Origin of the sequence: Sulfurimonas sp. (assembly GCF_041563495.1) — a bacterium.
GTDB lineage: Bacteria > Campylobacterota > Campylobacteria > Campylobacterales > Sulfurimonadaceae > Sulfurimonas.
Genome location: NZ_JBFFMZ010000008.1, coordinates 50,032 through 75,937, shown reverse-complemented (window position 1 = coordinate 75,937; position 25,906 = coordinate 50,032). Strand labels below are relative to the sequence as shown.

At 34.2% G+C, this 25,906-nt stretch carries 19 protein-coding genes and 1 tRNA gene; 7 read left to right on the top strand and 13 right to left on the bottom strand.

The features are described from left to right. Positions 1-14 precede the first annotated feature (14 nt). Positions 15-272 (top strand): hypothetical protein, encoded by a 258-nt coding sequence (locus ABYK18_RS09215; RefSeq protein ID WP_373036380.1) that lies wholly within the window; start codon positions 15-17, stop codon positions 270-272. A 14-nt stretch (positions 273-286) separates the two neighbouring features. Here the strand turns inward: ABYK18_RS09215 and ABYK18_RS09210 are convergent, their stop codons facing one another. Beyond that, positions 287-2,257, bottom strand: a complete 1,971-nt coding sequence (locus ABYK18_RS09210) for a PAS domain S-box protein (protein ID WP_373036379.1) — start codon at positions 2,255-2,257, stop codon at positions 287-289. A gap of 175 nt (positions 2,258-2,432) precedes the next feature. Between ABYK18_RS09210 and otsB the strand changes: the two genes are divergently transcribed. After that, entirely contained in the window at positions 2,433-6,383 is a 3,951-nt protein-coding gene (gene otsB / locus ABYK18_RS09205) for a trehalose-phosphatase (RefSeq protein ID WP_373036378.1), read from the top strand. 14 nt (positions 6,384-6,397) lie between these two features. Further along, the gene (locus ABYK18_RS09200; protein WP_373036377.1) at positions 6,398-7,846 is read left to right on the top strand and encodes a trehalose-6-phosphate synthase; all 1,449 of its coding nucleotides are present in this window, start codon (positions 6,398-6,400) and stop codon (positions 7,844-7,846) included. 87 nt (positions 7,847-7,933) lie between these two features. Here the strand turns inward: ABYK18_RS09200 and ABYK18_RS09195 are convergent, their stop codons facing one another. After that, on the bottom strand, positions 7,934-8,878 hold the full coding sequence (locus ABYK18_RS09195) for a hypothetical protein (protein ID WP_373036376.1): 945 nt from the start codon (positions 8,876-8,878) through the stop codon (positions 7,934-7,936). A 162-nt stretch (positions 8,879-9,040) separates the two neighbouring features. Here ABYK18_RS09195 and ABYK18_RS09190 point away from each other — a divergent pair, with 162 nt between their 5' ends. Next, complete coding sequence (locus ABYK18_RS09190; protein ID WP_373036375.1) at positions 9,041-9,901, top strand: hypothetical protein; 861 nt, start codon at positions 9,041-9,043, stop codon at positions 9,899-9,901. Positions 9,902-9,905: 4 nt separating this feature from the next. Here the strand turns inward: ABYK18_RS09190 and ABYK18_RS09185 are convergent, their stop codons facing one another. The 5 genes from ABYK18_RS09185 to ABYK18_RS09165 form a co-directional block, all read right to left on the bottom strand. Beyond that, positions 9,906-11,792 (bottom strand): PAS domain-containing protein, encoded by a 1,887-nt coding sequence (locus ABYK18_RS09185; RefSeq protein ID WP_373036374.1) that lies wholly within the window; start codon positions 11,790-11,792, stop codon positions 9,906-9,908. Between the two features lie 2 nt (positions 11,793-11,794). Further along, positions 11,795-13,105 carry an ATP-binding protein gene (locus ABYK18_RS09180; protein WP_373036373.1) on the bottom strand — a complete coding sequence of 437 codons (1,311 nt, stop codon included), beginning with the start codon at positions 13,103-13,105 and terminating at the stop codon, positions 11,795-11,797. Positions 13,106-13,122: 17 nt separating this feature from the next. Continuing rightward, entirely contained in the window at positions 13,123-16,029 is a 2,907-nt protein-coding gene (locus ABYK18_RS09175) for a CheR family methyltransferase (protein ID WP_373036372.1), read from the bottom strand. A 128-nt stretch (positions 16,030-16,157) separates the two neighbouring features. Then, positions 16,158-16,234: transfer RNA gene (locus ABYK18_RS09170), tRNA-Thr, on the bottom strand. 84 nt (positions 16,235-16,318) lie between these two features. Continuing rightward, entirely contained in the window at positions 16,319-17,194 is an 876-nt protein-coding gene (locus ABYK18_RS09165; protein WP_373036371.1) for a GyrI-like domain-containing protein, read from the bottom strand. Between the two features lie 150 nt (positions 17,195-17,344). Here ABYK18_RS09165 and ABYK18_RS09160 point away from each other — a divergent pair, with 150 nt between their 5' ends. Next, positions 17,345-18,814, top strand: a complete 1,470-nt coding sequence (locus tag ABYK18_RS09160; protein ID WP_373036370.1) for an acetyl/propionyl/methylcrotonyl-CoA carboxylase subunit alpha — start codon at positions 17,345-17,347, stop codon at positions 18,812-18,814. A gap of 237 nt (positions 18,815-19,051) precedes the next feature. After that, the gene (gene katG / locus ABYK18_RS09155; protein ID WP_373036368.1) at positions 19,052-21,232 is read left to right on the top strand and encodes a catalase/peroxidase HPI; all 2,181 of its coding nucleotides are present in this window, start codon (positions 19,052-19,054) and stop codon (positions 21,230-21,232) included. Between the two features lie 24 nt (positions 21,233-21,256). On the opposite strand, the gene ABYK18_RS09150 is transcribed toward katG, so the two are convergent. After that, entirely contained in the window at positions 21,257-22,006 is a 750-nt protein-coding gene (locus ABYK18_RS09150; protein ID WP_373036367.1) for a response regulator transcription factor, read from the bottom strand. 238 nt (positions 22,007-22,244) lie between these two features. Between ABYK18_RS09150 and thiS the strand changes: the two genes are divergently transcribed. Then, positions 22,245-22,445, top strand: coding sequence for a sulfur carrier protein ThiS (gene thiS / locus ABYK18_RS09145; RefSeq protein ID WP_373036397.1), 201 nt, complete (start codon positions 22,245-22,247; stop codon positions 22,443-22,445). Here thiS and acpS read toward each other — a convergent pair. The 5 genes from acpS to radA form a co-directional block, all read right to left on the bottom strand. Beyond that, positions 22,442-22,795 carry a holo-ACP synthase gene (gene acpS, locus ABYK18_RS09140; RefSeq protein ID WP_373036366.1) on the bottom strand — a complete coding sequence of 118 codons (354 nt, stop codon included), beginning with the start codon at positions 22,793-22,795 and terminating at the stop codon, positions 22,442-22,444. The two genes, thiS and acpS, sit on opposite strands and share 4 nt — an antisense overlap. Next, positions 22,796-23,347: a flagellar basal body-associated protein FliL gene (gene fliL / locus ABYK18_RS09135; protein WP_373036365.1), complete on the bottom strand. Its 552-nt coding sequence runs from the start codon at positions 23,345-23,347 to the stop codon at positions 22,796-22,798. A gap of 52 nt (positions 23,348-23,399) precedes the next feature. Next, positions 23,400-24,056, bottom strand: coding sequence for a carbonic anhydrase (locus tag ABYK18_RS09130; protein ID WP_373036364.1), 657 nt, complete (start codon positions 24,054-24,056; stop codon positions 23,400-23,402). 19 nt (positions 24,057-24,075) lie between these two features. Next, entirely contained in the window at positions 24,076-24,336 is a 261-nt protein-coding gene (locus tag ABYK18_RS09125; protein WP_373036363.1) for a hypothetical protein, read from the bottom strand. Between the two features lie 67 nt (positions 24,337-24,403). After that, positions 24,404-25,750: a DNA repair protein RadA gene (gene radA, locus ABYK18_RS09120; RefSeq protein ID WP_373036362.1), complete on the bottom strand. Its 1,347-nt coding sequence runs from the start codon at positions 25,748-25,750 to the stop codon at positions 24,404-24,406. Positions 25,751-25,906: the final 156 nt, after the last annotated feature.

The window sequence follows — 25,906 nt, the reverse complement described above, 5'->3', positions numbered from 1 at the left end:
ATCGAGGATTAATAATGACTAAAATTTTTATGACTATAGGCTTACTATTTAGCGTAAACTTATTCGCTAGTGCAGTTCATGATCACTCTAATCATGGACATTCACATCAGGGTACAAAAGAAGATACAGAAAAAAAGATAAAAGCTTACATGAAAGCATGTGATGATGGTGAGATTAAAAGCTGTAATAACCTAGCAGTTTTATATGATATGGGTGATGTTGTCAACAGCGGAGTTAAATTTGGCATTTATTTGGAACGAAATTTCATGTAGTGTGAATATTTCCTTTATTTTAGTGCGGAATTTTGGTCCGCCGTTGACAAAACTGATACACTTGAGTCAAAAATAATATATTGATTTTTACCGGATAATTTTGCCTGATACATTGCCTGATCAGCTTGTCTAATAACCTGATCGGAATCTAACTTATCTTTTTGCGGATAAAATGTCACACCGATACTTGCTGAAACATTGACAGAAAAATTATTAATAGTGACTGGTTCTGCAATAGTATCGATAAGTCTATTTAGTAAAACATCAGCCACTTCTTTATTTTGAATATCAACAAAAAGAGCTATAAACTCATCTCCGCCTACTCTAGAAATTGTATCACTTTCACGAAGCAATTTTGTCATTTTTTCAGATAACAATATAAGCAGTTTGTCCCCTATTTCATGTCCATAAGTATCATTGACCTGTTTAAAACCGTCAATATCTATGTATGCAATAGCTATCAGTTGTTTTTTACGAACAGCCTGAGAGATTGCTTGTTTCATTCTGTCTGCAAAGAGTATACGATTTGGTAAATCTGTTAATGCATCATAATATGCACTATGCTCAAGTTTTTGCTGTAGCAGCTTTTGTTGGGTTATATCTGTAAACATTGAAATATAGTTTTGCACATTTTTGTTATTGTCGTAAATGACACTGATGGTTGCATTTTCGACATACTCAGCTCCATTTTTCCTACGATTCCACAGTTCACCTTTCCAGACACCGTCTCTATTGAGAGATTCCCAAAACTTTGAGTAAAACTTTTTATCGTGGCGATTAGATTTGAGAATATTTGGTTTTTTGCCAAGTACGTCATCACGTGAGTAACCTGTTATAGTTGTAAATGCTTCATTTACATCAACAATATTATTGTCTTTATCTGAAATAAGAATACCTTCATGTGTATGAGTAAATACACTTGCTGAAAGTTTTAGTTTATCTTCCATAATTTTACGATTAGTGATATCTCTGGCAAAGCCAACTGTTCCAAAAAGATTTCCCTCTTTGTCCAAAATAGGAGCTTTATAGGTTTGAAACCATTTCCTCTCACCATCAGATTCTATAATTTCTTCTAGCTCTTTTTTTTGTAGTGACTTCATAACTGCTTTATCGTCAGCACGATAAGCATCTGATAAATCCTTTGGAAAATAATCTAAATCATTTTTACCAATGAGTTCAGATGTATTTTTAGCTCCGGCTGCATTTGCAAAGGATTTATTTACAGCCAAAAAATTACTCTGTGTATCTTTTAGCCAAATAAGAAAAGGAAAACTATCTAATATTGCTCTTTGATAGCTTTCACTTTTTCTAATTTTTTCATCATCTTCTCTTGATTTTGTAATATCTGTTCCTGATGATAAAATACCCTCTATATTCCCATCATTATCTCTAATGTGTTCATTATGCCACTTAACGAGTCTGATACTTCCATCTTTTTGCAGTAGTCTTGTTTCATATGTCCTATACGGCTCAATATTTCCGCGCATTACATCTGAACAGGCTTCTTTTACAGATACATGGTCTTCTTTTGGAAGAGTCTCTTCAATCCAGTTTTTACCCAGTAAATCTTTTTCAGACTCATATCCAAGAGCTTTACATAATTCATTATTAGCTAAGACAATATTTGCATCGGTATCAAGAGCTACAATCAGAGTTCCTGTAATATCAAGATAGCGAAGAGCACGTTTTTTTTCATCATGAAGATTATTTTCTGTCTCTTTTTGCAGGGCTATTATGTTGTTTTTTTCATTTTCAAGTTCTTGAAAAGAGCGTATTAATAAAGCTATTAAACTAAAAACAGTCAATCCGACAACAATAGGGATGGTAAAACCAACTGTCAATAGAGTTCTATCAAAAAAACTGCCTGTTAACCAATAGCTATGCAGAACAACCAACATCTCTGAAGTTATTAATGCTATTGCAGTAAAAAGTATGACAAACGGCCAAAATCCGAGTTTTGCTAAAAAGGCAATAATTTTTTTCATAGTAATATTTTATTATTAATACCTTAAAAATATGGTAAATGTACTTAAAAAATACCATATAAGCATATTTTGTTACATCCCATTCCATGCTGTAGATAGTTATTGAAAATAATGATATTATGATATCATTGTTTTATATATTGTTTCTTTGTAAGTTTAATGGAGGGAGATGTTTATGAGCTTAAAAAGTAAATATGTAATTAAAAGGTCAGAGTATGATGCAGTTGTGTTTGACCTTGACGGTGTCATTACGCAAACACAAAAAACTCATGCAGTGGCATGGAAAAAAGTGTTTGATGAGTTTTTAAAAAGTAGAGCCAATGGTAAAGCTTTTACACCATTTGATATTTCTGCAGATTATCTTAATTATGTTGATGGAAAACCTAGAGATGACGGTATAAGAAGTTTTCTTGATTCAAGAGGTATACAACTTCCACAAGGAAGAAGTGATGACACAAGAGATGTAGAGAGCATCTCTGCTTTAGCAAATATTAAGAATAGCTATTTTTTAGAACTTATATCCCAAGGGGTAGAAACTTATAAAAGTTCCATAGACCTACTTTTAAAATTAAACAACTTTGGCTTTTTAACTGCTGTAGTCTCCTCTAGTAAAAACTGTACCTATATACTGCAATCAACTAACCTCAATTCTCATTTTAATACTATTGTAGACGGGTTTGACCTTCAAAATTTGGATCTTAAAGGTAAGCCGGAACCGGATCTTTTTTTAGAAGCACTAAGAAGACTTAACGTTAAACCAAGTAAAGCTATTGTTATTGAAGATGCAATCGTCGGAGTAGCTGCAGGGAAAAAAAGCGGATTCGGAAAAGTTATCGGTGTTAACAGAAATAGGCATAAAAAACAGTTGATGAAGGCTGGTGCAGATATTGTTGTCAATGATCTAAAAGAGCTTGATATAGAGGCTAAAACAACAAAACTTCCTTCGGCACTGAAATCTTTTAAAAAAATAGAGGATCAGTTTAAAGATAAAGAAGTTGTACTATTTTTTGATTATGACGGAACGATCACCCCTATTGTTTCACATCCAAAAGATGCAAATCTTTCTACAGAGATGAAAAATATTCTTTTAAAACTTTCCAATCAATGCACTTTAGCCGTAATAAGCGGCAGAGGACTTAATGATATTAAAAGCAGAGTAGGTATTAAGGGAATCTACTACTCAGGCAGTCATGGTTATGAGATAGAAGGTCCCAGTATTAAAATGGAGTATAAGCCAGCTTTAGAGTTTGTTGAAATCTTTGATGATTTAGAAATTGAACTTACAAAGTCACTTGCCGGCGTAGAAGGAGCTCTGGTTGAACGTAAAAAATTCAGTATAGCTCTTCACTATAGAAATGTCTCAATAGATGAGGTAGCCATTGTAGAAAAAGTAGCAGATAATGCGCTGATGAAATATCCTAAAATTCGTAAAAGCTACGGAAAAATGCTGTATGAGCTACAACCGGATTTGCAATGGAACAAGGGAAAAGCATTAGAATGGCTAATTAAAAAGCTTCATATAGAAAAAAGAAGCAGTAAGATATTTTACATCGGTGATGATATTACCGATGAAGATGCTTTTTCGGCCATTAAAACATACGGAATAGGGATACTGGTAGGAGGACAGGCACGAGCTACTGGAGCGCAATATAAGTTAAAAAATACAGATCAGACCACACATTTTTTGAAGATACTTTCTTCGTCTATAGAAAGAGGTAATATTTGGTCTTTAGCATATGACAATTACGCACCTAAAGAAGAAAAATTAAGAGAGGTGCTGTGTGCGCTTGGTAATGGTTATTTTGTCACAAGAGCATCTGCAACGGAATCAGTAGCCGATGATATACATTATCCCGGAACCTATATGGCGGGAGGTTATAATAGACTCAAAACAGAGATTCAAGGTAGGGAGATAAAAAATGAGGATCTTGTTAACTTTCCAAACTGGTTGAGGCTGAAATTTAGAATAAAAGATGGCCTTTGGTTTAGCATAGATGAGACTACAATTATATCTTTTCGGCAAGAACTTGATATGCAAAAAGGAATTCTTCATAAATTTATACACTTTAGTGATGGTAGGGAAAGAGAGACTAGGCTTGTAGAGAGACGTTTTGTGCATATGCAAAATAAACATATGGCATCTATAGAACTTAGCATAATACCAATTAATTGGGAAGGAAGTATTGAGATAGAGTCGGGCATTGACGGCAATATAAAGAATGCAGGAGTAAAACGCTACAGTGCTTTAAGCGGTGAGCATCTTAAGTGTATAGAAAAAGAGCTCAAAAGTGATAATATCTTTTTAAAGATGGAGACGGTACAGTCAAATCATACCGTTTCCATGGCAGCTAAAACAAAACTTTTTTTAAATGGTGAGCTACTATTTGTAGAGGCTGAGTCAATACAAAACGGTTCTTATATAGCAAAGCGATTTTTTGTAGATCATGTAAGCGGTAAAGATCATTTCCATATAGAAAAAAATGTGTCAGTATATTCTTCCAAAGATAAAGCTATATCAAACTGTTATCTTGAAGCAGAACTTTTATTAGAAGATATGGGAAGATTTGAAAACATGCTTTTTGACCATAAAATGGCTTGGAAATATCTTTGGAATCAGTTTGATATTGATCTAAATCTTAGAGATATTAAAAAAGATTATTTTCTAAAAAGAGTATTGCATCTTTACACTTTTCATCTTTTACAGACCGCTTCCATTCACAGTATAGACATGGATGTCGGTATTCCTGCAAGGGGTTGGCATGGAGAGGCTTACAGAGGTCATATCTTTTGGGATGAGATATTTATTTTTCCGTTTTTTAATTATAGACTTCCTCAAATAACACGTTCACTCATGCTTTATCGATATAGAAGGCTTCCTGAGGCGAGGCGTGCTGCTAAGTCTTTGGGATATAAAGGTGCTATGTATCCGTGGCAAAGTGGAAGTAACGGTAAAGAAGAAACGCAAACAATGCATCTTAACCCTAAATCAAATAGATGGCTTAATGATAATACACATCTTCAACGACATATAAATTCTGCTTTAGTTTATAATATTTGGCAGTATTATCAAGTAAGCGGTGACAGTGAATTTTTATCATTCTACGGTGCTGAGATGATAATTGAAATTGCTAGATTTTGGTCAAGTATAGCAATCTTTAACAGTGGTGAGCAAAGATATGAAATTTTAGGTGTTATTGGACCGGATGAGTATCATGATACCTATGCAGATAACAAAACACCCGGGCTAAAAAATAATGCTTATACAAATATTATGGCTGTATATGTTCTAAATAAGGCTGTGGAATTGCAAAGTATACTCTCTGAAATACATTTTAGTGAGTTGTGTGAAAAACTTCAAATAGAGCAGACGGAGATTCAAAGATGGGAAGATATACGTAAAAAAATGAAAGTTCCTTTTCATGAAGGCGATATTATCAGTCAGTTTGAAGGCTATGAAAACCTCAAAGAGCTTGACTGGGATCTTTACACTAAACAATATATTAATATTCGACGTCTTGACAGAATATTGGAAGCTGAAGGCGATAGTGCAAATAATTATAAAGTCTCGAAGCAGGCAGATGTATTGATGCTTTTTTATCTTTTCTCCAACGAGGAACTAAAAGAACTCTTTCATCAACTTGGTTACAAGTTTAGCAAATTAACACTTCAAAAAAATGTTAAATATTATATGCAACGAACATCAAGCGGATCCTCTTTAAGTCAGGTAGTTCATGCTTGGGTAAGTGCCAGAACAAATAGAAAAGAATCATGGAGATTTTTTAATGAAGTTTTATTGACGGACATAGCAGATGTTCAAGAAAATACCACCCCAGAAGGAGTGCATATCGGTGCGATGGCAGGTACGATTGATATTATCCAACGCTGCTACACCGGATTGGAAGCCAGAGACGACATTATGTATCTTAATCCCTCCCTTCCTAAAGAGCTGAAGGAGATAAAGCTTAAATTATACTATAGAGAGCAGTGGCTTAATATTAATATATATTCAAACAGAGTAATTATTGAAACTCAGGTTTCAAAGGCAGAGACGATAACTATTAATGTAAAAGGTAATATCTTAACACTTAGTGGCGGGGAGATCAAAGAGGTAGAATATAGTAACTGAACAAAGGAGAAAATTTGCAAAATAAAAAACACGCTAGATTGATCATTGTTTCTAACCGGTTACCGGCTGTAGTTAAAAAAGGTATTGAAGATGAATATAAAGTAAATCATGCATCCGGAGGTCTTGTCACGGCTATGACACCGGTTTTAAAAAGAGATGGAGGTATTTGGATAGGTTGGGCCGGAAACTACAAAGAGGAGGGTCTTGATGTTGAAAAACTCTTAAGGGAACAAGAAAAAGATTTAAATTATAAATACAAACCTGTAGATATTAGTTTAAATGAGTATGAACTTTACTACAAGGGCTTTTCAAATGAAGTATTATGGCCACTTTTTCATAATGTGTCCGTATATTGTAAGTTTTCAGAAAAATATTATAAAGCTTATCAGAAAGTAAATCGGGAATTTGCTAACAAAATTATGCAAGAGCTTGCTGATGAAGACTTTATATGGATTCATGACTATCATCTTATTAACACAGGTAAAGAGTTAAGACAAAAAGGCGTTAAAAACAAAATAGCATTTTTTCTTCATATTCCTTTTCCGCCATTAGAGACATTCAATCGCATGCCGTGGCGTTTAAAAATCATCAAAGCATTATTGTCCTACGACCTGATAGGGTTCCAAACAGAGATAGACAAGAAGAACTTTTTGGAAGTGGTTGAGTCATTGGTGAAACAGTATAAAATAAAACACGAAGAGCTTAATATAACTAATATAATAACCAAACAAAGAGAAAGCAGAGTTGGTGTTTTTCCTATTAGCATTGATTATGATGAGTTCTTTAATCAAGCTAAGAGTGAAGAAGTCTCAAAAATGACAAAGGAGATAAAAGAAGGTTATCCAGAACAAAAAATTATATTGGGAGTTGACAGGCTTGATTACAGCAAAGGAATCCCTAATAGGCTCAAAGTATACAGAAGATTGTTGGATCGGAATCCAAAGTTACGAAAAAAGGTTAAATTAATACAAGTTATAGTGCCAAGTCGAGAAGACATTGTCAAATATGCTAGTTTAAAAAAAGAGATAGAAGAGCTTGTAGGTGAAATAAATGGTAAATTTAGTCAACTAGGTTGGATACCGATACAGTATATTTATCACTCATTAAGCAGAGTAGAGCTTTTATCATATTATAGAGCATCAGATATTGCACTTGTTACCCCATTGAAAGATGGTATGAATCTGATTGCCAAAGAATATTGTGTTGCAAATTTTGATAAAAATGGAGTTTTGATTCTTAGTGAGTTTGCCGGAGCGAAGCATCAGTTTAAAAGTGATGCACTATTAGTTAACCCATTCGACGAAGATGCCGTTGTCAATAGTATTAAAAGAGCTTTATTAATGCAAACAAAAGAGAAATATGAACGTATGGAGAATTTGCAAAATATTGTTAAAAAATTTGATATATATTGGTGGGTTGATATGTTTCTAAAAACTGCAAAGATTATAGGTAAAGAGACTTAAATATATTAGTCTATATGAGAAAGCTGTTTTATGTCTCTTTTTGCTTTAAACCCATTCTCATAAAAAGCATGAGAATGAATTTAACTGCTATTGGGTCATTTCCGTAAGAATTTTTTTAATTTTTTCTTGAGTTGCGCGAACTGCTTTGATTGTTTTTTCGTCTTTAATGTCAAGGTCACTTATCCAGTTGTCGATTGATGGGAAACTGATATGCATTTCATCTTCATCTTTTTTCTTATAGATAGATAGTGAAAAAGGTGCATACGCTCCGGCATCGGGATGATTTTTAGATACTGGAAATATTGCGTTAAATCTAATAATAGAATATGTATCAAAGAAATCATAATCTTCATTGCCATTTTCTGTTAACAAATCTTGTATTTCATACTTCTTTGGTATTAAAAATCCGACAGGACCGAGTTCTCCTTCAAACTCATCTTCAAAGCTTTCTTTAGCATCTGCGTATGTTGTTCCTTTTTCAAGTTCTAACTCCATTGTAAACTCAGTAACTAAATTGCCTGAAGATTTAGTATTATGATTTACAGCTAAATACTTACCATTTGGCAATGCCTTGTGAAGTGCTGCATCTACAGAAGCGGCATACTCTTTTAAGTCCGGATCTGTTGCCGGAATTTTAGTGATTCTAGCCATACCGGCTAAAGATAGCGTGGAAATATTGATAGTTTTTTTTGCATCATCTGAATAAATTGACATAGACAGAGGTGTTATCAAACCGATACTTGGATATTTTTTAATAAGTTTTAAAATAGATTTATCACTACGAAATATTGCTAAGTTGTAAGATTTATGGTGAACAAAACCATATCTTTTTGAAAAAATAGAGTTCATATCGTTGTTAACATCAACAACTACATTACCACTCTCGTTAAAAGCTTTTTCAATAGTCTTAGCGTTAATCGCCCCCTTTGAATTATTAACACTAAATACTTGAATATTTTGAGCATCTGCCGAACAAACACTCGCTCCTAGTGCTAAAAATGCACTTATAAAGATCATTGAAATCTTTTTCATCGTTATCCTTTAAATTTATATATTACATTTTACTATATTAATATGGAAAATCTCATATATAGATAGAATTTCTTAAGTATAAGCACTACACGTTGATTTTATACTCCTTTTAATATGATAGGTGCTATAAGTTAAACTGAAAGTTCACTTAAAGGAGTTTTCATGAAACGAATAATTGGTATCTATACGGAAAATAAAAACAGTGTTCAACATTATGTTCGTAACACTATGGAAAATTTTCATCCTATCTCAGATAACGAGAGAGATATGAGACGTTTTTTCGAGTCTGAAAAAGCAGCTGAAATTATATACTCAGTTGATGCATCTTTTGTTCAGTCAACGCCTAGCATCGGTAGAAAATATATAGATGAAAAACGAGACGGTACGGATAAGTCTTTTTATTTTAAATGGGTTAGTTTCAAAGAAGAACCCATTCACATCAGTAACCCCTATCTTCATCATGTTACGGGCTTGCCGACTATTACAGCAGTAAAATGTTACAAAGACGGCTATCTCGTAGTAGACTATGATTTGCTTAAACTTTTAGAAGAGCTTCGTCTCATAGAGCATAACAGCGGATTTGAGAAAATAAATATGTACATCATGGGCGGCGGCGGATTATTGCTTGGCTTGGTATCTGTCTTTTTGATTTTGTACGGCGGATATATATTTTTCCATATGCTATTTTCTCAAAATACCGGTGCAGAGGTTATGCATGAGATATTTACTTCGATCATATCTATAACCATCGGGCTTGCGATTTATGATTTGGCAAAGAATATTGTGGAGAATGATGTACTCTTTAAAACATTCAATTACGGTAACGACTTACAGAGCAAAACACTTAGTAAGTTTTTAACATCTATTATTATTGCGCTTTCTATTGAGTCGTTGATGGCGGTTTTTAAGATTGTTCTTGAGGACTATACACAGCTTCTTAATGCTTTTTACTTAGTCGTAGGAGTTACCCTTCTTATAGTCGGAACAGGCGTGTACAACATGCTTTCTCGTCAGAGTAAGTAAAATACTAATCTGTTTTTGGGATTTCAATACTAAAACAAACACCATCGGCTGTATTTTCAACCGATAGTGTTCCCTTTATATGTCTTTCTACAATCATTTTACATATATAAAGACCAAGCCCGGTACCGTTTTTATCATCTTTTGTCGAAAAGTAAGGTTCGAAGATATTATTTAGATTTTCAGGTTTTATCTTTCCACCGTTGTTAGATATTTTTGTGATGATAGCATTGCCCTTGTCTTTTATAGTGACATATATTTTTCTATCTTCTTTTTTGTGTTCTATTAAAGCATCTTTTGCATTGTTGAGTATGTTTATAAAAACTTGTAAAAGCTCTCTTGAGAGAATTGGGATCTTTTCATCTGTTTGAGCATTGACTTCGCATGTGATTTCTTTATCGTTTAAACTTTTAAGCATAAGATTAAACGCTTCATTTAAAATATTTATGATACTTGTGTTCTCTTTTTTATTTTCAGATTTAAAAAAGTTTCTAAAATCCTCTATTGTTTTTGATAGATGCTGTGTCTGGGTTGAAATCGAATTTGCCAATCTCAAAGTCTCTTCTTCATCGCATGTACCTAAGGCTACATCTGCAATAATTGAGTTAGCACAGATGCTTATCGCAGAGAGTGGCTGTCTCCATTGATGGGCAATCATGCTTGTCATCTCTCCCATAGCTGCAAGGCGTGATTGTGCTATCATCATCTCATCTTTTTGTTTTATCTCATTTTCATACTCTTTTATCTTGGTTATATCTTGTACAGTTCCAAATGAGTTAATAATATTTCCATCTTTGTCAAATGTATGTTCTCCTTTTTCATGAACATACTTGATTCGGTCATCTTCAAAGAGTAACCTGTGTACAACATCATATGAGGTTTTATTCTTTATAGATTCAGTGTATGCGGTCTTTACAAGGCCTTTGTCATCAGGGTGAACAGAATCCAAAAAAGTGTCATATGAGGGTTCAACTGCTTCTTTGTCTTTTTCAAAAATATTATAAACTTCATTTGACCAAAGAAGCTTTTTATTGGCGGCATCTAATGTCCAATTTCCGAGATGTGCTATGTGTTGAGCTTTTTCAAGTTGTTTTTTTTGCTCTTTTATCTTATTTTGGTTTTGAATCTCTTGAGTGACTATACGAGCTATTCCAAATAGACCGATTATTTTACCGCTTTTGTCTTTGATAGGGTATTTTCTATTGTTTACCCAGCCGATATCTCCATCTTCGTTTGTGAAGGGCTGGACTTCTTCCATATAAGGAATATTTCCTTTATATATCTCTTTTTCCAGTTTGTAGTAGACTTCTGCATGCTCAAATGGAAAAAGGTCATAATCGCTTTTACCGACAATCTCATATCCTCTTGTATGCCCCGTAATAATGGCAAGAGAATCACTAGATGCTGTTAGAATATGATTTGCATCTTTAAAAAAGATAAAATCGTTTGTATGTTCCATCATGGCCTGAAGATTTATTTTTGCAACATTCAGGTCATCTTTATTTTTATTTGAAAACCTAACATCTATTAATGTTGTTTTATAAATAATCGTATTTTCAATGTCGTGTTGCAAAATGATCTCAAATAAACCTTTTAAGACTAAAACTTTACGGTCTGGTTTAAATATACGAAAATGCAGTTGAAAAGTTTGTTTGGAAGCGTCAGCGGGATTGGGTATGTTGAAGAGTTCAATATCATCTGTATGAAGTATTGATAAAAGCTCAATCCCGTCGTTCATTGTCTTTTCATCAATCTTTACATCCAATAACTCTTCAAAACTTTTTTTCTCTACAAGAAACAAAAATTCTCTGTTGCCGTAGTCATGACAGATAACTACATTATTGCCTAGTTCTTTGGTGTTTTTACAATATAAAATAGATTCTTTGGAGTACATTGTTAAATCACCTTATTTTGGTTGCGCTTTGTTGATTGTATCAAACTTTTTCTAAGCATGATTGTAAAACAAGCACCCTTATCTAAATTTTTCCATTTTAAAATACCGTTCATATGTTTTTCTATAATTATCTTAGACATATAGATGCCAAGACCGGTACCATTTTTAGCTCTTGATGAAACATAAGGTTCGCCAAGTTTTGGAAGTATATCTGCAGGAATACCATTTCCGTTATCGCTAATTTCAACATTTATAAAATCTTTATCTTCAAAAATCTTTATTGATATTACCGGGTCTTGTATATTGCTTTCAAGTAGAGAATTTTTAGCATTGTTTATTATGTTTATAAAAACTTGAGATAGTTGACTTTCTACAATGTATAAAGTACTTTCACACCTATAATCCATTTCAACTCTTATATTGTTGTTTTCTAAACTTTTTACAATCATACTCATCGTGGTGTTCATCAAATCGCAGATTGAGATATTTGCTTTTTGAAGATTATTTTTTAAAAAGTTTTTAAAATCATCAATCGTTTGAGATAGGTAGGACACCTGAACTTGAACATCGTCACAATAATTTTCGAGTTCTTGTGACGTTACTTTTTTATCTAATACTAAATTAAGTTTTATATTATTACATATCATGCCAATAATAGAAATCGGTTGTCTCCATTGATGAGCAATCATAGCTACCATGTCACCCATAGCTGCTTGACGTGCTTGGGCTATTAGCATCTCCTCTTTTATTTTCAGCTCTGATTCATATTTTTTTCTATCGCTAATGTCATGAATTACGAGTCGAAAAATATCATTTGAATTATCATCCTTATCCAGGTTTACTTCTATAAGTGCCCAAAAAGTGCTAGCATCGCTTTTTAACATTCTCAACTCTCCAGAGTGCTGCTCATTTAAAACTTGAAATTTTTTTCTAAGTAGGTAAAAAATATCCTGATCATCTTTAAAAATGAATTTTGTAAATGTGTTATTTATAATATCGTCATAGTTTACATCAAGTAATTTTAAAGCTGTAGTATTGACTTCTTGAATTATAAAATTGTTATTTAACTCAAAATATCCTACGGGTGCTTTATTGTATAGATCTAAATAGCGTTGTTTACTTTTTTCTAGCATATTGTGGGTTATTTGAAGTTCATCATTTTGCATCTGAAGCTCGATTTGATGCACTTGAAGTTCATGAATTATGCTTTTGTTGTCTTCACTGAGTAGCTCTACGGAGTTATTAATATTGGTAGATAATATATCTTCGGCTTTTTGACGAAGAGGTGTTTTCTTTTCTCTGTTTTTAGGCATGAAAATCCTTATCTATTTTATATATCTAAACATCTCTCTGTTGTTGAAATAGCATAAACATTTGAATCTTTGTCGATTAGCAGTGTTGAAGTTATCATAACATTTATTATATCGCCGTTTTTTGCAATACGCTTTGTTGTGTATGGTTGTATAGTTGAAGATTCAGCTATCTCTCTTCTTTTTTTTAAATCAGCATCTACGAGTTCAGATGGAATAATTGAGCGGATATTCATATTTACAGCTTCTTCCTCACTCCATCCGTATAGTTTATAAGCAGATGGATTCCACGCTATAATTTTTCCATCAAGGTCATGCATAATAATGGCATCCCGTGAATCATAAACAATATTGTATAGGTATGTTTTAGACTGAATTTCTTTTAACTTTTCTCTTGTCTCTACAAGATCTGTAATATCTGTAAATGAAACTACGGCTCCTTCTATAATATTGTCAACAGTTCTGTATGGTTGAATCCTCAACAAAAATGAAAGTTCGTCAATTGTTTTAACTTCATGTTCTATTGGTATGAGGGTATCAAGAACTGATTGTACATCTACAAGTAAATCTTTATAATCAATGAAATTTGTGACTATATCTCTAATTGGGCGTCCAATATCACCTTTTATCAAATTGATGATTTTATTTATTTCAGGCGTAAAGCGTAAAATATTAAGATTATGATCAACAAAGACAGTACCTATCGACGTACCTGATATTAAGTTGTTCATATCATTGTTTGCACGTGTTAAATCTGTAATCTTTGTTTGAAGTTCACTGTTTACTGTCGAGAGTTCTTCATTTACAGATTGTAACTCTTCTCTTGAAGTTTCAAGTTCTTCATTGGTAGATTGAAGCTCCTCATTCAAAGACTGCATCTCTTCATTAAATGATTTTAATTCTTGATTTGAAAGTTCTTGTCTTTCATTAGCAGCTTGTAAAAACTTTTCTTGAATCTCCAGTTCACGCCTTAAATCATCAAGTCTTTGCTCTTTATCAGATAAGTTTACTGTTTTTGAAACGGTATCATTACCGACGGATGAAGATTGCATGGTATTTTTTTCAAATATAATAAGATAATAGTTAGATAGAGCAGCTTTTAAAGTTATAGGAGTTGAAATATGAGATACGTTGATATTTATATTTTCATAACGACCATTGATTTTAACATTGAGATTATTGCAATTAACAGGAGCTTTGTCTGTTTTTACTTTTTTTAGTGCACTAAAGAGTTCTGTTTTAATAGACTCTTCAACCATTGTAAAGATATTATTTACACCTATGTTGCCCTGAGGCATCTCAAGAAAGCTTCCTGTTTTTCCATGTAGATACAAAATATCTCCATTTTCTTTTACAAGGACTGCAACAGGAGAAATTTTTTGCAAAATTGCCTGTTCAACTAACTCTTTTAACGGCAATTCCTGCTTATTTAATGGTGTGTCTTTTTTATCTATAGTTGATTTTTTTTGCTCTGTCATCGAGATAGTCCTGTATGCAGTTTGAATGCTGAGTTTTGATTGAAAAATTTTATGTTTTTTATCTACTCCAACAAAAAGCTCATCAAGATCTCCAATGCTCTCTGAAGCACCAAGAAATAAAAAGCCATTTTGATTTAAGGAGTAGTGAAAAAGTTTTATTAGCTTTTTTTGAAGTTCTAAGGTCATATAAATCATCAAATTTCTACAGCTTATCAAATCAAGTTTGGAAAAAGGTGGATCTTTAATTACATCATGCACTGAAAAAATAATCATGTCACGAATGTTTTTATTAATCAGATATGAGTTGTCACTTCTTTTTGAAAAAAAATCTTTTAGTCTTTGCCCTGAAACATTTTCTGTAATTGATTCAGAAAAAATTCCTTTACGAGCTGTTGAAATTGCAACTGTATCTATATCAGAAGCAAAGATTTGTACAGTTTTGCTGATATTATGCTTTGTCATATATTCTTTTAACAATATAGCTATAGAATATGCTTCTTCACCGGTATAACATCCTGCAATCCAGACTCTTATAGTTGTCTTACCTTCACCATTCGTGAAAATTTTTGGTATTACATTTAGCTCTAGCGATTTAAATGCCTTTGGGTCGCGAAAAAAGTTTGTCACTCCAATTAGTATCTCTTTAGAGAGGGCAATTACTTCATCTTTATTTTCTGATAAGATATCTACATAACTTTTTAAACTTTTTACTTTATGTAGATCCATCCTCTTTTGAATCCGTCTATCTATTGTGCTTTTTTTATACATTGAAAAATCATAACCGAGATTTTTATTTAATATAAAAAAAACTTTATCAAGAGGAGTTTCTTCATCTTTCTTTGGAAACTCTTTGTTTGATATGGCATTTTTAATATGCTCAATTATTTTTGCTCCCATCTCTTGGGTAAGGAGTTCATAATCCACAACACCTGTTTCAATTGCATTTATTGGCATACTGTCAAACTCGGCACTATCTGCTTTTTGCGCAATTACCAAACCGCCTTTTCGTTTTATATCTTTAATACCAAGTGATCCGTCTCGTCCTCCGCCTGAGAGAACAACTGCAATAGCCATGTTTTGCATTTCATTTGCCAAAGAGCTGAAGAAAAAATCTATAGGGAGTCTATGACCGCGCTCTTTTAAAGGTTTTGTGAGAACAAATTTACCATTAGTTAGTGCCATGTCGTAATTTGGAGGAATAATATATATATGATTTGGCAAAACGTGCATATTGTTCTTCACATCAAGAACTGTCATATCTGTATATCGTCTCATAATCTCAGATAAAATACTTTCGTGATCAGGTGCTAAATGTTGTACAAGTACAAATGACATGGGAATTTCTATATTTGTGGGAAGTGATGAAAAAAAACTCTCAAATGCTCCAAGCCCGCCGGCAGAAGCACCAATCCCAACTATCGGGAAGTTAATATATGTCTTTTTTTTCATTGTTATCCTAATGCAGCTTTTAAAAATTGTCTACTGCTAGTTAGTAACATTATAGCTTGTTTTATAATATTTGAATAACTAATATTAACATGTTGTTTGGAAGTTTTAAAAAGTTTGATTTTAAACGATGGTGCCGACACGAGGATTTGAACCCCGGGCCTGCTGATTACAAATCAGCTGCTCTAGCCAACTGAGCTATGTCGGCGGAAAATAGAAAAAGAATTTTACCCGCTTAAACTTTAAAAAAACTGATTTATTATAAGAATTGGCGAAATAAATCAAAGCAATTTTAAAACTTAATAGAGAGATAATAACTTATATCAAATAGATTCTCATCATTTAGATAGTTGTTTTTATGATAAACGATAAATGAAGGTTTTGTCGTTGTCTCATACTCGCTGTCTACCAGCCAGTCATGATAAACCCATTGAATAAATCTCAATATGTCTTCACCGTAACCCTGCAGATCAAACTTTGCATATACGCCGTCTGAGATTTTGAACTTCGGAAGTCTTTTTGTAAACAGTTCTTCTTGTTCGTCTGTAATGATGCAGGCTATGTATTGGCAGTTGTTTAGGTCGGTGATGGTCGGGTTATCATGCAGTAGAGCAACCATTTTGTAGTTCTTAACTTTATGGTTTAAAATCAGAGTATAGAGTTTCTGCCAAGTCTCTTTTACATTGTTTATATACCCGCTGTTACGAATATAATAACTTTTCATAGAAGGCATATCTACTATTGTCGCAGATAGTTTTGAAAAATCAAGTGTAGAGCTTGTCGAGATGTTAGATGCTTTTAAAATCGAGTTTGAGTATTTTTTATATGCACCTTTTCTCCACTCTTTTGGAGAGACATCAAACTTATTTCTAAAGGCCTTTATAAAAGAAGAGTGAGAACTGTATCCGCATAGATTTGCTACTTCTGATATGGTAGAATATTTATTGGTCAGTAGCAGACTTGCCGCCTTTTGTAAACGAATAGATTTAATGCTTTCATAGATGTTTTTTCCGAATGTATTTTTAAATAGTTTATGCATATAGAATTTACTGATACCAAGGTTGTGACTTAGTTCATCCATGTCTATATTCACGTCTATATGGGTATAAATATAGTACATAATACTGTTGGCAATTTTGACATTTTTTTGCAGAGTATATTTATTCATAAAATTATTATAGCAAATTATGATAACTAAAATAACAATAATAGACAATTATTTGTATCTTTATAAGCATAAAAATTGACAAATAAGAAGAAGAATATTTCACTTTGAATTCACTAGAATTATGTCATTGATTTAATCAGAGGATATGACATGAAAAAGATTTCTAAAGTTTTAGTAGCTAATCGCGGTGAGATAGCCCTAAGAATTATAAGAGCATGTAAAGAGCTTGAAATAAAATCCGTAGTGATTTTTTCTGAAGTAGATGTAAACGGTGTCTGGGTTACCAGAGCTGATGAATGTTACCCTATCGTAGGTAATCCGATAGATGCATATCTCAAATATGACAAAATAATCGATTTGGCAAAAAAAGCGGGCTGTGATGCTATTCACCCAGGTTACGGCTTTTTGTCTGAGAGTGCAGAGTTTGCGCAAGCATGTGAAGATAACGGTCTGATTTTCATAGGACCAAAACCGTATCATATAGAACTCTTCGGAGATAAAATGGCTTCAAAGGTCGCTATGAAAAAGATAGGCGTACCCGTACTTGAAGGAACTGACAGCCCTATAGTAGATAAAGACGAAGGTAAAAGAATTGCTCAGGAAATCGGTTACCCTGTAATCATAAAAGCGGCATTTGGCGGCGGCGGAAGAGGAATGAGGATTGTTCATTTTGCAGAAGATTTCTCAAATATGTTTGACTCCGCTACAAATGAATCTATAAAGTATTTTGGAAAAGGCGAAGTGTTTATAGAAAAATATGTTCAAAGCCCTAGACATATAGAGATTCAAGTTGTAGCCGATCAGCATGGAAACGTAGTTCATTTAGGCGAGAGAGACTGTTCTATTCAACGTCGACATCAAAAAGTTATAGAGATAACACCATCACCTCTTTTAAATGATGAAGTAAGACAAAAACTTTGCAAAATCTCAGTAGATGCTATGAAAGAACTCGGTTATGAGAGCGTTGGTACGGTTGAATTTCTAGTAGATGAAAAAGACAACGTATATTTTATAGAGATGAATACAAGAGTTCAGGTCGAGCATCCTGTAACCGAGATAGTAACTGGTGTTGATATTATTCAAAGAATGATAGAGATAGCTGCGGGAGATAAGTTAAAATATTTACAAGAGCAGATACAATTCAGAGGATATGCAATAGAGTTTAGAATCAACTCTGAAGACCCTCAAAACAACTTTATGCCTACAGCGGGAACTGTAAAAAAATACCTTACACCGGGCGGTCCGGGAGTTAGACTAGATACCAGCCTTTACACTGGATATGAACTGCCGACCTGTTATGACTCTATGCTTGGAAAACTCATTGTCTGGGCGCTTGACTGGAGGGGTGCAGTTGCTAAAGCAAGACGGGCGTTGGATGAGTTTCACATAGAAGGTTTTAAAACAAATATACCTCTTCATAGAGAAATAGTAAGAGATGCTGCATTTAAAGAAGGAAAATTTGATACCGGTTATTTGGATTTGAACATGAACAAGTTTAACTTAGAAGCGCAGTGCTCAATCGCCGACGAAGAGGAAAAATCTATCAGACTGGCAAAAACGCTTAAAATAATAAAAGAAAACAATCTGGTATCGCTTAACAATAATTTTACACTCTATTAAAATATATTTATTCCCAAGGTGCAGTTTCACCGACAACTTTAAATACAGGGTTGTTTACGGCTGCAAACATTAAAATTTATAAACATCTGTAAATAAAACCTAACAAAGGTTAATTATTTTCTATTAAGAGTATATAGCATATACTTTTCTTTTCCCAAGCATTGTTACATCAGTAAAAGGTTTAGATGCCTTTTGTGGCATCTTTCATTCAAACGTAAACCTAATAAGGGAGATGCCATGTTTGAAAATACAAGACTTATGCAACACACTTCCGGCGGAGGAACAACTAACCAAGACTGGTGGCCGAATCAGTTAAAGCTAGATATTCTCTCTCAACACTCCTCGTTATCCAATCCAATGTCCCAAGACTTTAACTACGCAGAAGAATTTAAAAGTCTCGAGCTTAAAGCCGTTAAAAAAGACCTGCTTGCAGTGATGACTGATTCACAAGATTGGTGGCCTGCAGATTTTGGTCATTACGGGCCATTGTTTATCCGTATGGCTTGGCACAGCGCGGGTACTTACCGTACGGGTGACGGTCGTGGCGGTGGCGGAAGTGGAAATCAGCGCTTTGCTCCACTAAACAGTTGGCCTGACAACGTAAACCTAGATAAAGCCCGCAGGCTGATTTGGCCTGTAAAACAAAAATACGGACGTAAAATCTCTTGGGCTGACTTGATGATTTTAGCAGGAAACGTAGCACTTGAATCAATGGGTTTTAAAACATTCGGTTTTGGCGGCGGACGTGAAGATATCTGGGAGAGTGAAAAAGACATCTACTGGGGACTTGAAGATGTTTGGCTTGATGATAAACGATACTCAGGTTCTCATGAAAAACTGGAAAATCCTCTTGCCGCCGTTCAGATGGGACTGATTTATGTAAATCCAGAAGGTCCTAACGGCAATCCTGACCCTGTTGCAGCGGCTAAAGATATCCGTGATACTTTTGCCAGAATGGCTATGAACGATGAAGAGACTGTTGCTCTCATAGCAGGCGGTCACAGTTTTGGTAAAACTCACGGTGCGGGTGATGCATCTCACGTCGGTCCTGAGCCTGAAGCTGCAGGTATCGCAGAACAGGGTTTTGGCTGGAAAAGCAGTTTCGTCTCAGGAAAGGGAAAAGATACTATTTCAAGCGGACTGGAAGTGACTTGGACTTCCACACCGACAAAATGGAGCAATAACTTCTTTTGGAATCTTTTTGGTTATGACTGGGAACTGACAAAAAGTCCCGCAGGTGCACACCAGTGGACACCAAAAAACGGTGCGGGAGCAGACTCTATACCTGATGCCTTTGACTCATCAAAACGTCATGCACCGACAATACTTACCACTGACCTCTCTTTGCGTTACGATCCTGAGTATGAAAAAATCTCACGACGTTTTCACCAAAATCCTGATGAGTTTGCAGATGCTTTTGCAAGAGCTTGGTTTAAACTGACTCACCGTGATATGGGGCCGCGTGCGCGTTATCTTGGTCCGGAAGTCCCTGATGAAGAGCTTATTTGGCAAGACCCGATTCCCACACTCAATCATGAACTGATTGACGAAGGAAACAGTGCTTCTCTTAAAGCCAAAATTCTTGACTCAGGGCTTAGTGTAGGAGAGTTGGTATCAACGGCTTGGGCTTCGGCATCTACATTTCGCTCTTCTGATAAACGCGGCGGTGCTAACGGTGCGCGTATACGTTTTGCACCACAGAGAGATTGGGAAGTAAATCAGCCGGAACAACTCTTAAAAGTGCTTAGTAAACTTGAAGAGATTCAAGGAGAGTTTAACGATTCTCAATCTGTAAAAATAATCTCACTCGCAGACCTTATAGTTCTTGCAGGTTATGCAGGCGTGGAAAAAGCGGCAAAAAATGCAGGACATAAAATAAAAGTCCCTTTCTTGCCCGGTCGTATGGATGCCCTGGAAGAACAAACAGATGCAAAATCATTCGGAGTCTTAGAACCGATTGCAGACGGCTTTCGTAATTATCAAAAAGCAAAATACTCAGTGTCGGCAGAAGATTTGCTGGTTGACAAAGCACAACTTCTTAATTTGAGCGCACCTGAGATGACTGTACTTATAGGCGGTATGCGTATGTTAAACACTAATGTTGATAAAAATAAACATGGTGTCTTTACCGAACGTCCTGAGTCGCTTACAAATGACTTTTTTGTAAACTTGCTTGATATGGCTACTGAGTGGAAGGCAACTTCAGATGAAGAGGATTTATTTGAAGGAAGTGACCGTTCTAGCGGTGAGTTAAAATGGACTGCAACACGTGTAGATTTGATTTTCGGTTCAAACTCACAGCTTCGCGCTATAGCTGAAGTCTACGGCAGTTTTGATGCCAAAGAGCGTTTCATACATGATTTTGTAGCTGCATGGACAAAGGTAATGAACCTAGACAGATTCGACCTCGCCAAATAACTCCGGAATTATTTTTAACTTATCTTAATCTTCAAGATACGGTATGATTCTATATCCTATACCGTAGATGCTCTCAAGAGAGTTTTCAGGTAGTTTTTTTCTTAGTTTAGAGACTAGCTTTCTTATGTTTTGGATATCTAGAGTCTCGTCTTGCTGTTCATATTGGCTTGCAATATCTTCATTGGAATATATTTTACCAATATTGTCACTAAGATATTGCATAAAAATAATTTCATATTTGGTTAAATAAACCATTTTATCATTTTCAAGCAGGGCACTGTTCTCTTTATCAAAAATTACATTACTGCTTAAGTGGATTCTTTTAGAGACAACTGGTGTTACTAGGGTAGAACTCTGTTGCATTTTTTTAGAACTGTTCAGCAGTGCTCTAAGCAATTCTTGATAATCAATAGGTTTTTTTACAAATTGTTCTATTCCTAAATTAATAAGTGGTAAAAGGTATTTTGTGTCATCATGTGCAGAGAGTATTATCACAAGTTGAGACAGGTTTATTTCATAGAGCTTTGAAGTTAATTCAACACCATTCAGATTTGGCATCTGAATATCACTAAGTACTATGTCGTAGTATTTTAAATTATCTTTATGATATTCTTTATATTTGGATAATGCTATTTTACCGTCTTCGGCACAGTCAACTTTATTGAAGAAGTTTTTCAATATTTCAGTTGTATTTTCTCTTAACTCATCATGATCCTCTACAAACAAAATTGAAAGGTTTTTAGTGTATTTAAGTATTTCTTTTGAGTTTAGCATTGTGTTTTCTCTTTAAAGTAAATTTACAACCGTTAAGTATATCTTTAATTTATAATTATTTCAATTAATGTCGATACTATGTCATAATTTTATTTTAATGATAGCTAACATGTTACAATTTGTTATTTTCTTGATGCTGTGTGTTTTTAATATTGTCAATAATTTAACTTACGAAATAAAAAAGAATTTATCCATATTTGATGTGTTAAAATTGCATGAAAAAAGAGTCTAAATGAAAATTAATGTAGTAATTAACGGTGAAACAAGAGAATTTGAAAATAAAATAACATTGGCAAAACTTCTTAAAGAATTGTCTCTAGAGGGCAAGGTTATGGCTGCTGCTGTAAACATGGAAATAGTAAAACAAGGCGAGTGGGATAATTACCGATTAAAAGATGAAGATAAACTGGAACTACTAGACTTTGTAGGTGGCGGTTAATTACTTTTTTGTATAGCTACAACCGCAATAGCATATTCGCCATCGTGGGTAATAGAGACTGATGTGTCGGTTATGTTGAAGTTATCCATTAATCTTTGAGAGAGTTGTATCTTCGGTGCACCTTTAGTAGTCTTTGAGATAACAATATCCTCAAATGAACACTCTTTCCCTATCCCAACACCGAGAGCTTTAGAAACGGCTTCTTTTGTTGCCCAAAATCCCGCAGCAGTTTTGTAGTTTTTAATAAGTTTGATTTCTTCATGAGATAAAAATCGAAGTAGTGCCTTTTCGCCAAACCGCTCTATTAAGCGATTCATGCGAGAAGTTTTTATAAGGTCTACACCAATCATTTACTGGACAACAAATTCCGTAAAGTATATGCCTTTAATGCGTCCATCTGAAATCATTGCATTTAAAGTATCCATAATCTGCTCACTGATTTTTTGTTTCCCTTTTTTAGAAGAGATCTCTTCAAGTGTTTTAGATGTCAAGATTCTAATTATTCTATCTCTTAAGACGGGAGCTTTGTTATCTAGCTCTAAACTCAATTCTGAACCATCTAACTCAAGTGACATAGTAACTTTTAGGTAACGACGACCGGAGTCACTTTTTAGATTTACCGTAAAAGTATCCAGCGGGTATAGAATTCCAATGTCATCTAATTTTCTTGAATTAGCATAATCTGCAGAATTGTTTTTCTTAGATTGCGAAACACTTCTTTCGTTAGTCTGCGGTGCAGATCTGTTCATAGTATCCTCATCATCATTTCCCATTAAAAGTAAGGCTACCACCGCACCACCGATAATTATTAAAACCAGAACAACAATGATGATTATCATCAACATCTTATTGGATTTTTTTTCTGCGGGTGCACTTTCTTCTTCTGTAACTTCTTCTGCCATCTATTTTCCCTTAAATTATAATTGTGTTAGTATATCGGAATTTATAAATTTTTTATAAATTATCATCAGTCTGTGCCAAATCTTTTAATGGTAAAAACTCATATGTATCTGCATTATAGTAATCAATATTGCCTGTTTCTATATCATAGTACCATCCGTGAATAGATAAAGAACCGTTTTCAAAACGTTTCTTAATAATCGGGTAGGTTAAAATATTGTCTATCTGTTTCATAATAGATAATTTCTCTGTTAATCTTAACAATTCTTCTTTTGGAGCATTTATTCCCAAACTAAGAATAGCCGTAGTTTTAGCACTTTCTCCCAGTTCAAGCCATTTTTTTGTGTGGATAAGTGACGGATCGCTTATATCTTCATAAAGACTGCTACATGCGCCACAGTGAGTATGTCCGCATATAATAACTTCTTGAACTTTTAAAACACTTACTGCATATTCGATTCCAGAAGCTGTTGCATGAAAATCTTCATCAGGTTTATATGGAGGAACAAAATTTCCGACATTTCTAATTACAAACAAATCCCCAGGGTCAGATTGAACCATTAAGTCAGGTATAACCCTGGAATCAGAACATCCTATAAAAAGGGCTTTTGGACTTTGTCCGCTTCTAACAAGCTTTAGAAGTGATTCTTTGTTCTTTTTAAAATAGGCTTTAAAAAGTTTATTGCCTTGGGCATATTCTTCAAGGTTCATAATTCAGATACCAAGTAAGTTAGATACACTTTTTAATTTTTAGAGCAGTCATCATCTCTTCAAATATATCACCTGCTTTACGCTCATTATCATCGTGATACTCTATAACAAGTACTTCTCTGCCGTTAGATATACATGTTGTATATGTTTCAGGTTTAATATTATGTTTGGCTATGATTCTCTCAACGCACAGACTAACCTGATTTTTTTCATCTTGACCTTCATAAGCTAATGATAATCTTGAAAATCTTTCTTCACTTCTAAATTCGGCATCTATCATCAATATCCTTTATACGTTATATTTGCCGATTATACATTTTTTTTAATAAACATTTTATAAAGCACCTCTAATACCACTCTAAAAGTTTTGTTACTTCATCGGCTATAAATATTTTCATATTGGTCTTTTCCAGAGGTTTTTTTGCTAATAATGCTTTGGATATATTTTGCATCTGTGCCTCTTTTAGTCTTACGTCTGTCCCGTAAACCTCTCTGACATCACCGACAAGAGATACTTCACCTATAAACACTGTCTCTTTTGAGATGGCACGATTTCTAAAACTGCTGATAATTGCTGCCAATATTGCCAAATCTGCACTTGTTTCAGTTATTTTGATACCGCCTGTTATATTTATAAATACGTCGTATCCTGAGAGTGGAATCTCAAGTTTTCTTTCAAGAAGTGCCAAAAGCATGTTTAGTCTGTTGTTGTCAAAACCTGTTGCCTGTCTTTTTGAATTAGGGGTATGAGATTCTGATACAAGTGCCTGAACTTCAAGTATGATAGGGCGAGAACCTTCCATAACAACAGTTAGTGCAGATCCTGATTGTTCAGAGTTACGGTTAAAAAAACGAGAAGCTACATCCGTTGCGGAGATCAGTCCGTCGTTTCGCATCTCAAAAACACCTATTTCGCTTGTTGGACCGAAACGGTTTTTAAAACCTCTTAAAATTCTTAATTCCTGGGAGGAATCTCCTTCAAAATACAAAACTGTATCAACCATATGTTCTAAAACTCTAGGACCTGCAATAGAACCTTCTTTAGTAATATGACCGATGATGAAAATTGCTATATCTTTCTCTTTCGCTATTCTCATAAGCTCAAAAGTTATCTGTCTGACTTGTGTTACGGAACCCGGTGCAGATGTAATATTTTCAGAGTAAATAGTCTGAATAGAGTCTATGATAAGAAACTCATACTCTCTGTGTTCGAGTTCAACCAGAATTTGCTCTAACCTAATCTCACTAAGAAGATAGAGAGAATCATTGTTTGAACTTAGACGATTTGCACGAAGCTTGATTTGACCGCTTGATTCTTCACCGGTCACATAGAGTACATTTTTATTTGTAGATGCTATGTTTGAAGCTACTTTTAGAAGCAGGGTTGACTTTCCGACTCCCGGACTTCCTCCGATGAGTGTAAGTGAACCTGGAACTATTCCCCCTCCCAAAACACCGTCAAGCTCTTTATCGAGTGAAGAGTATCTGTAGATTTCACTCTCCACTATCTCATTTATACTTACGGCTTTAGATGTTGTAGAGGAAGCAGATTTGCTATGCTTTACTACTTCTTGCTGATGCTCGGTAAGTTCTACAAATGAATCCCATGCTCCGCAGTTTGTGCATTTACCCATCCATTTTGGAGTGGTCAATCCACAATGCTGACACTCAAATAGAATTTTTTTCTTAGCCATAAAATAAGCCTTTTTTTAAATTATCAGTGATTATACTGATTTTTTAAGAAGAGGGTTTATTATATGACAAAATGTCATATTTACTCTCTGCTAATTGTAATATCTTCGTAATATTTTGTTTATAGACTTCCATTTTTCAAATAAAATATAAGGTTA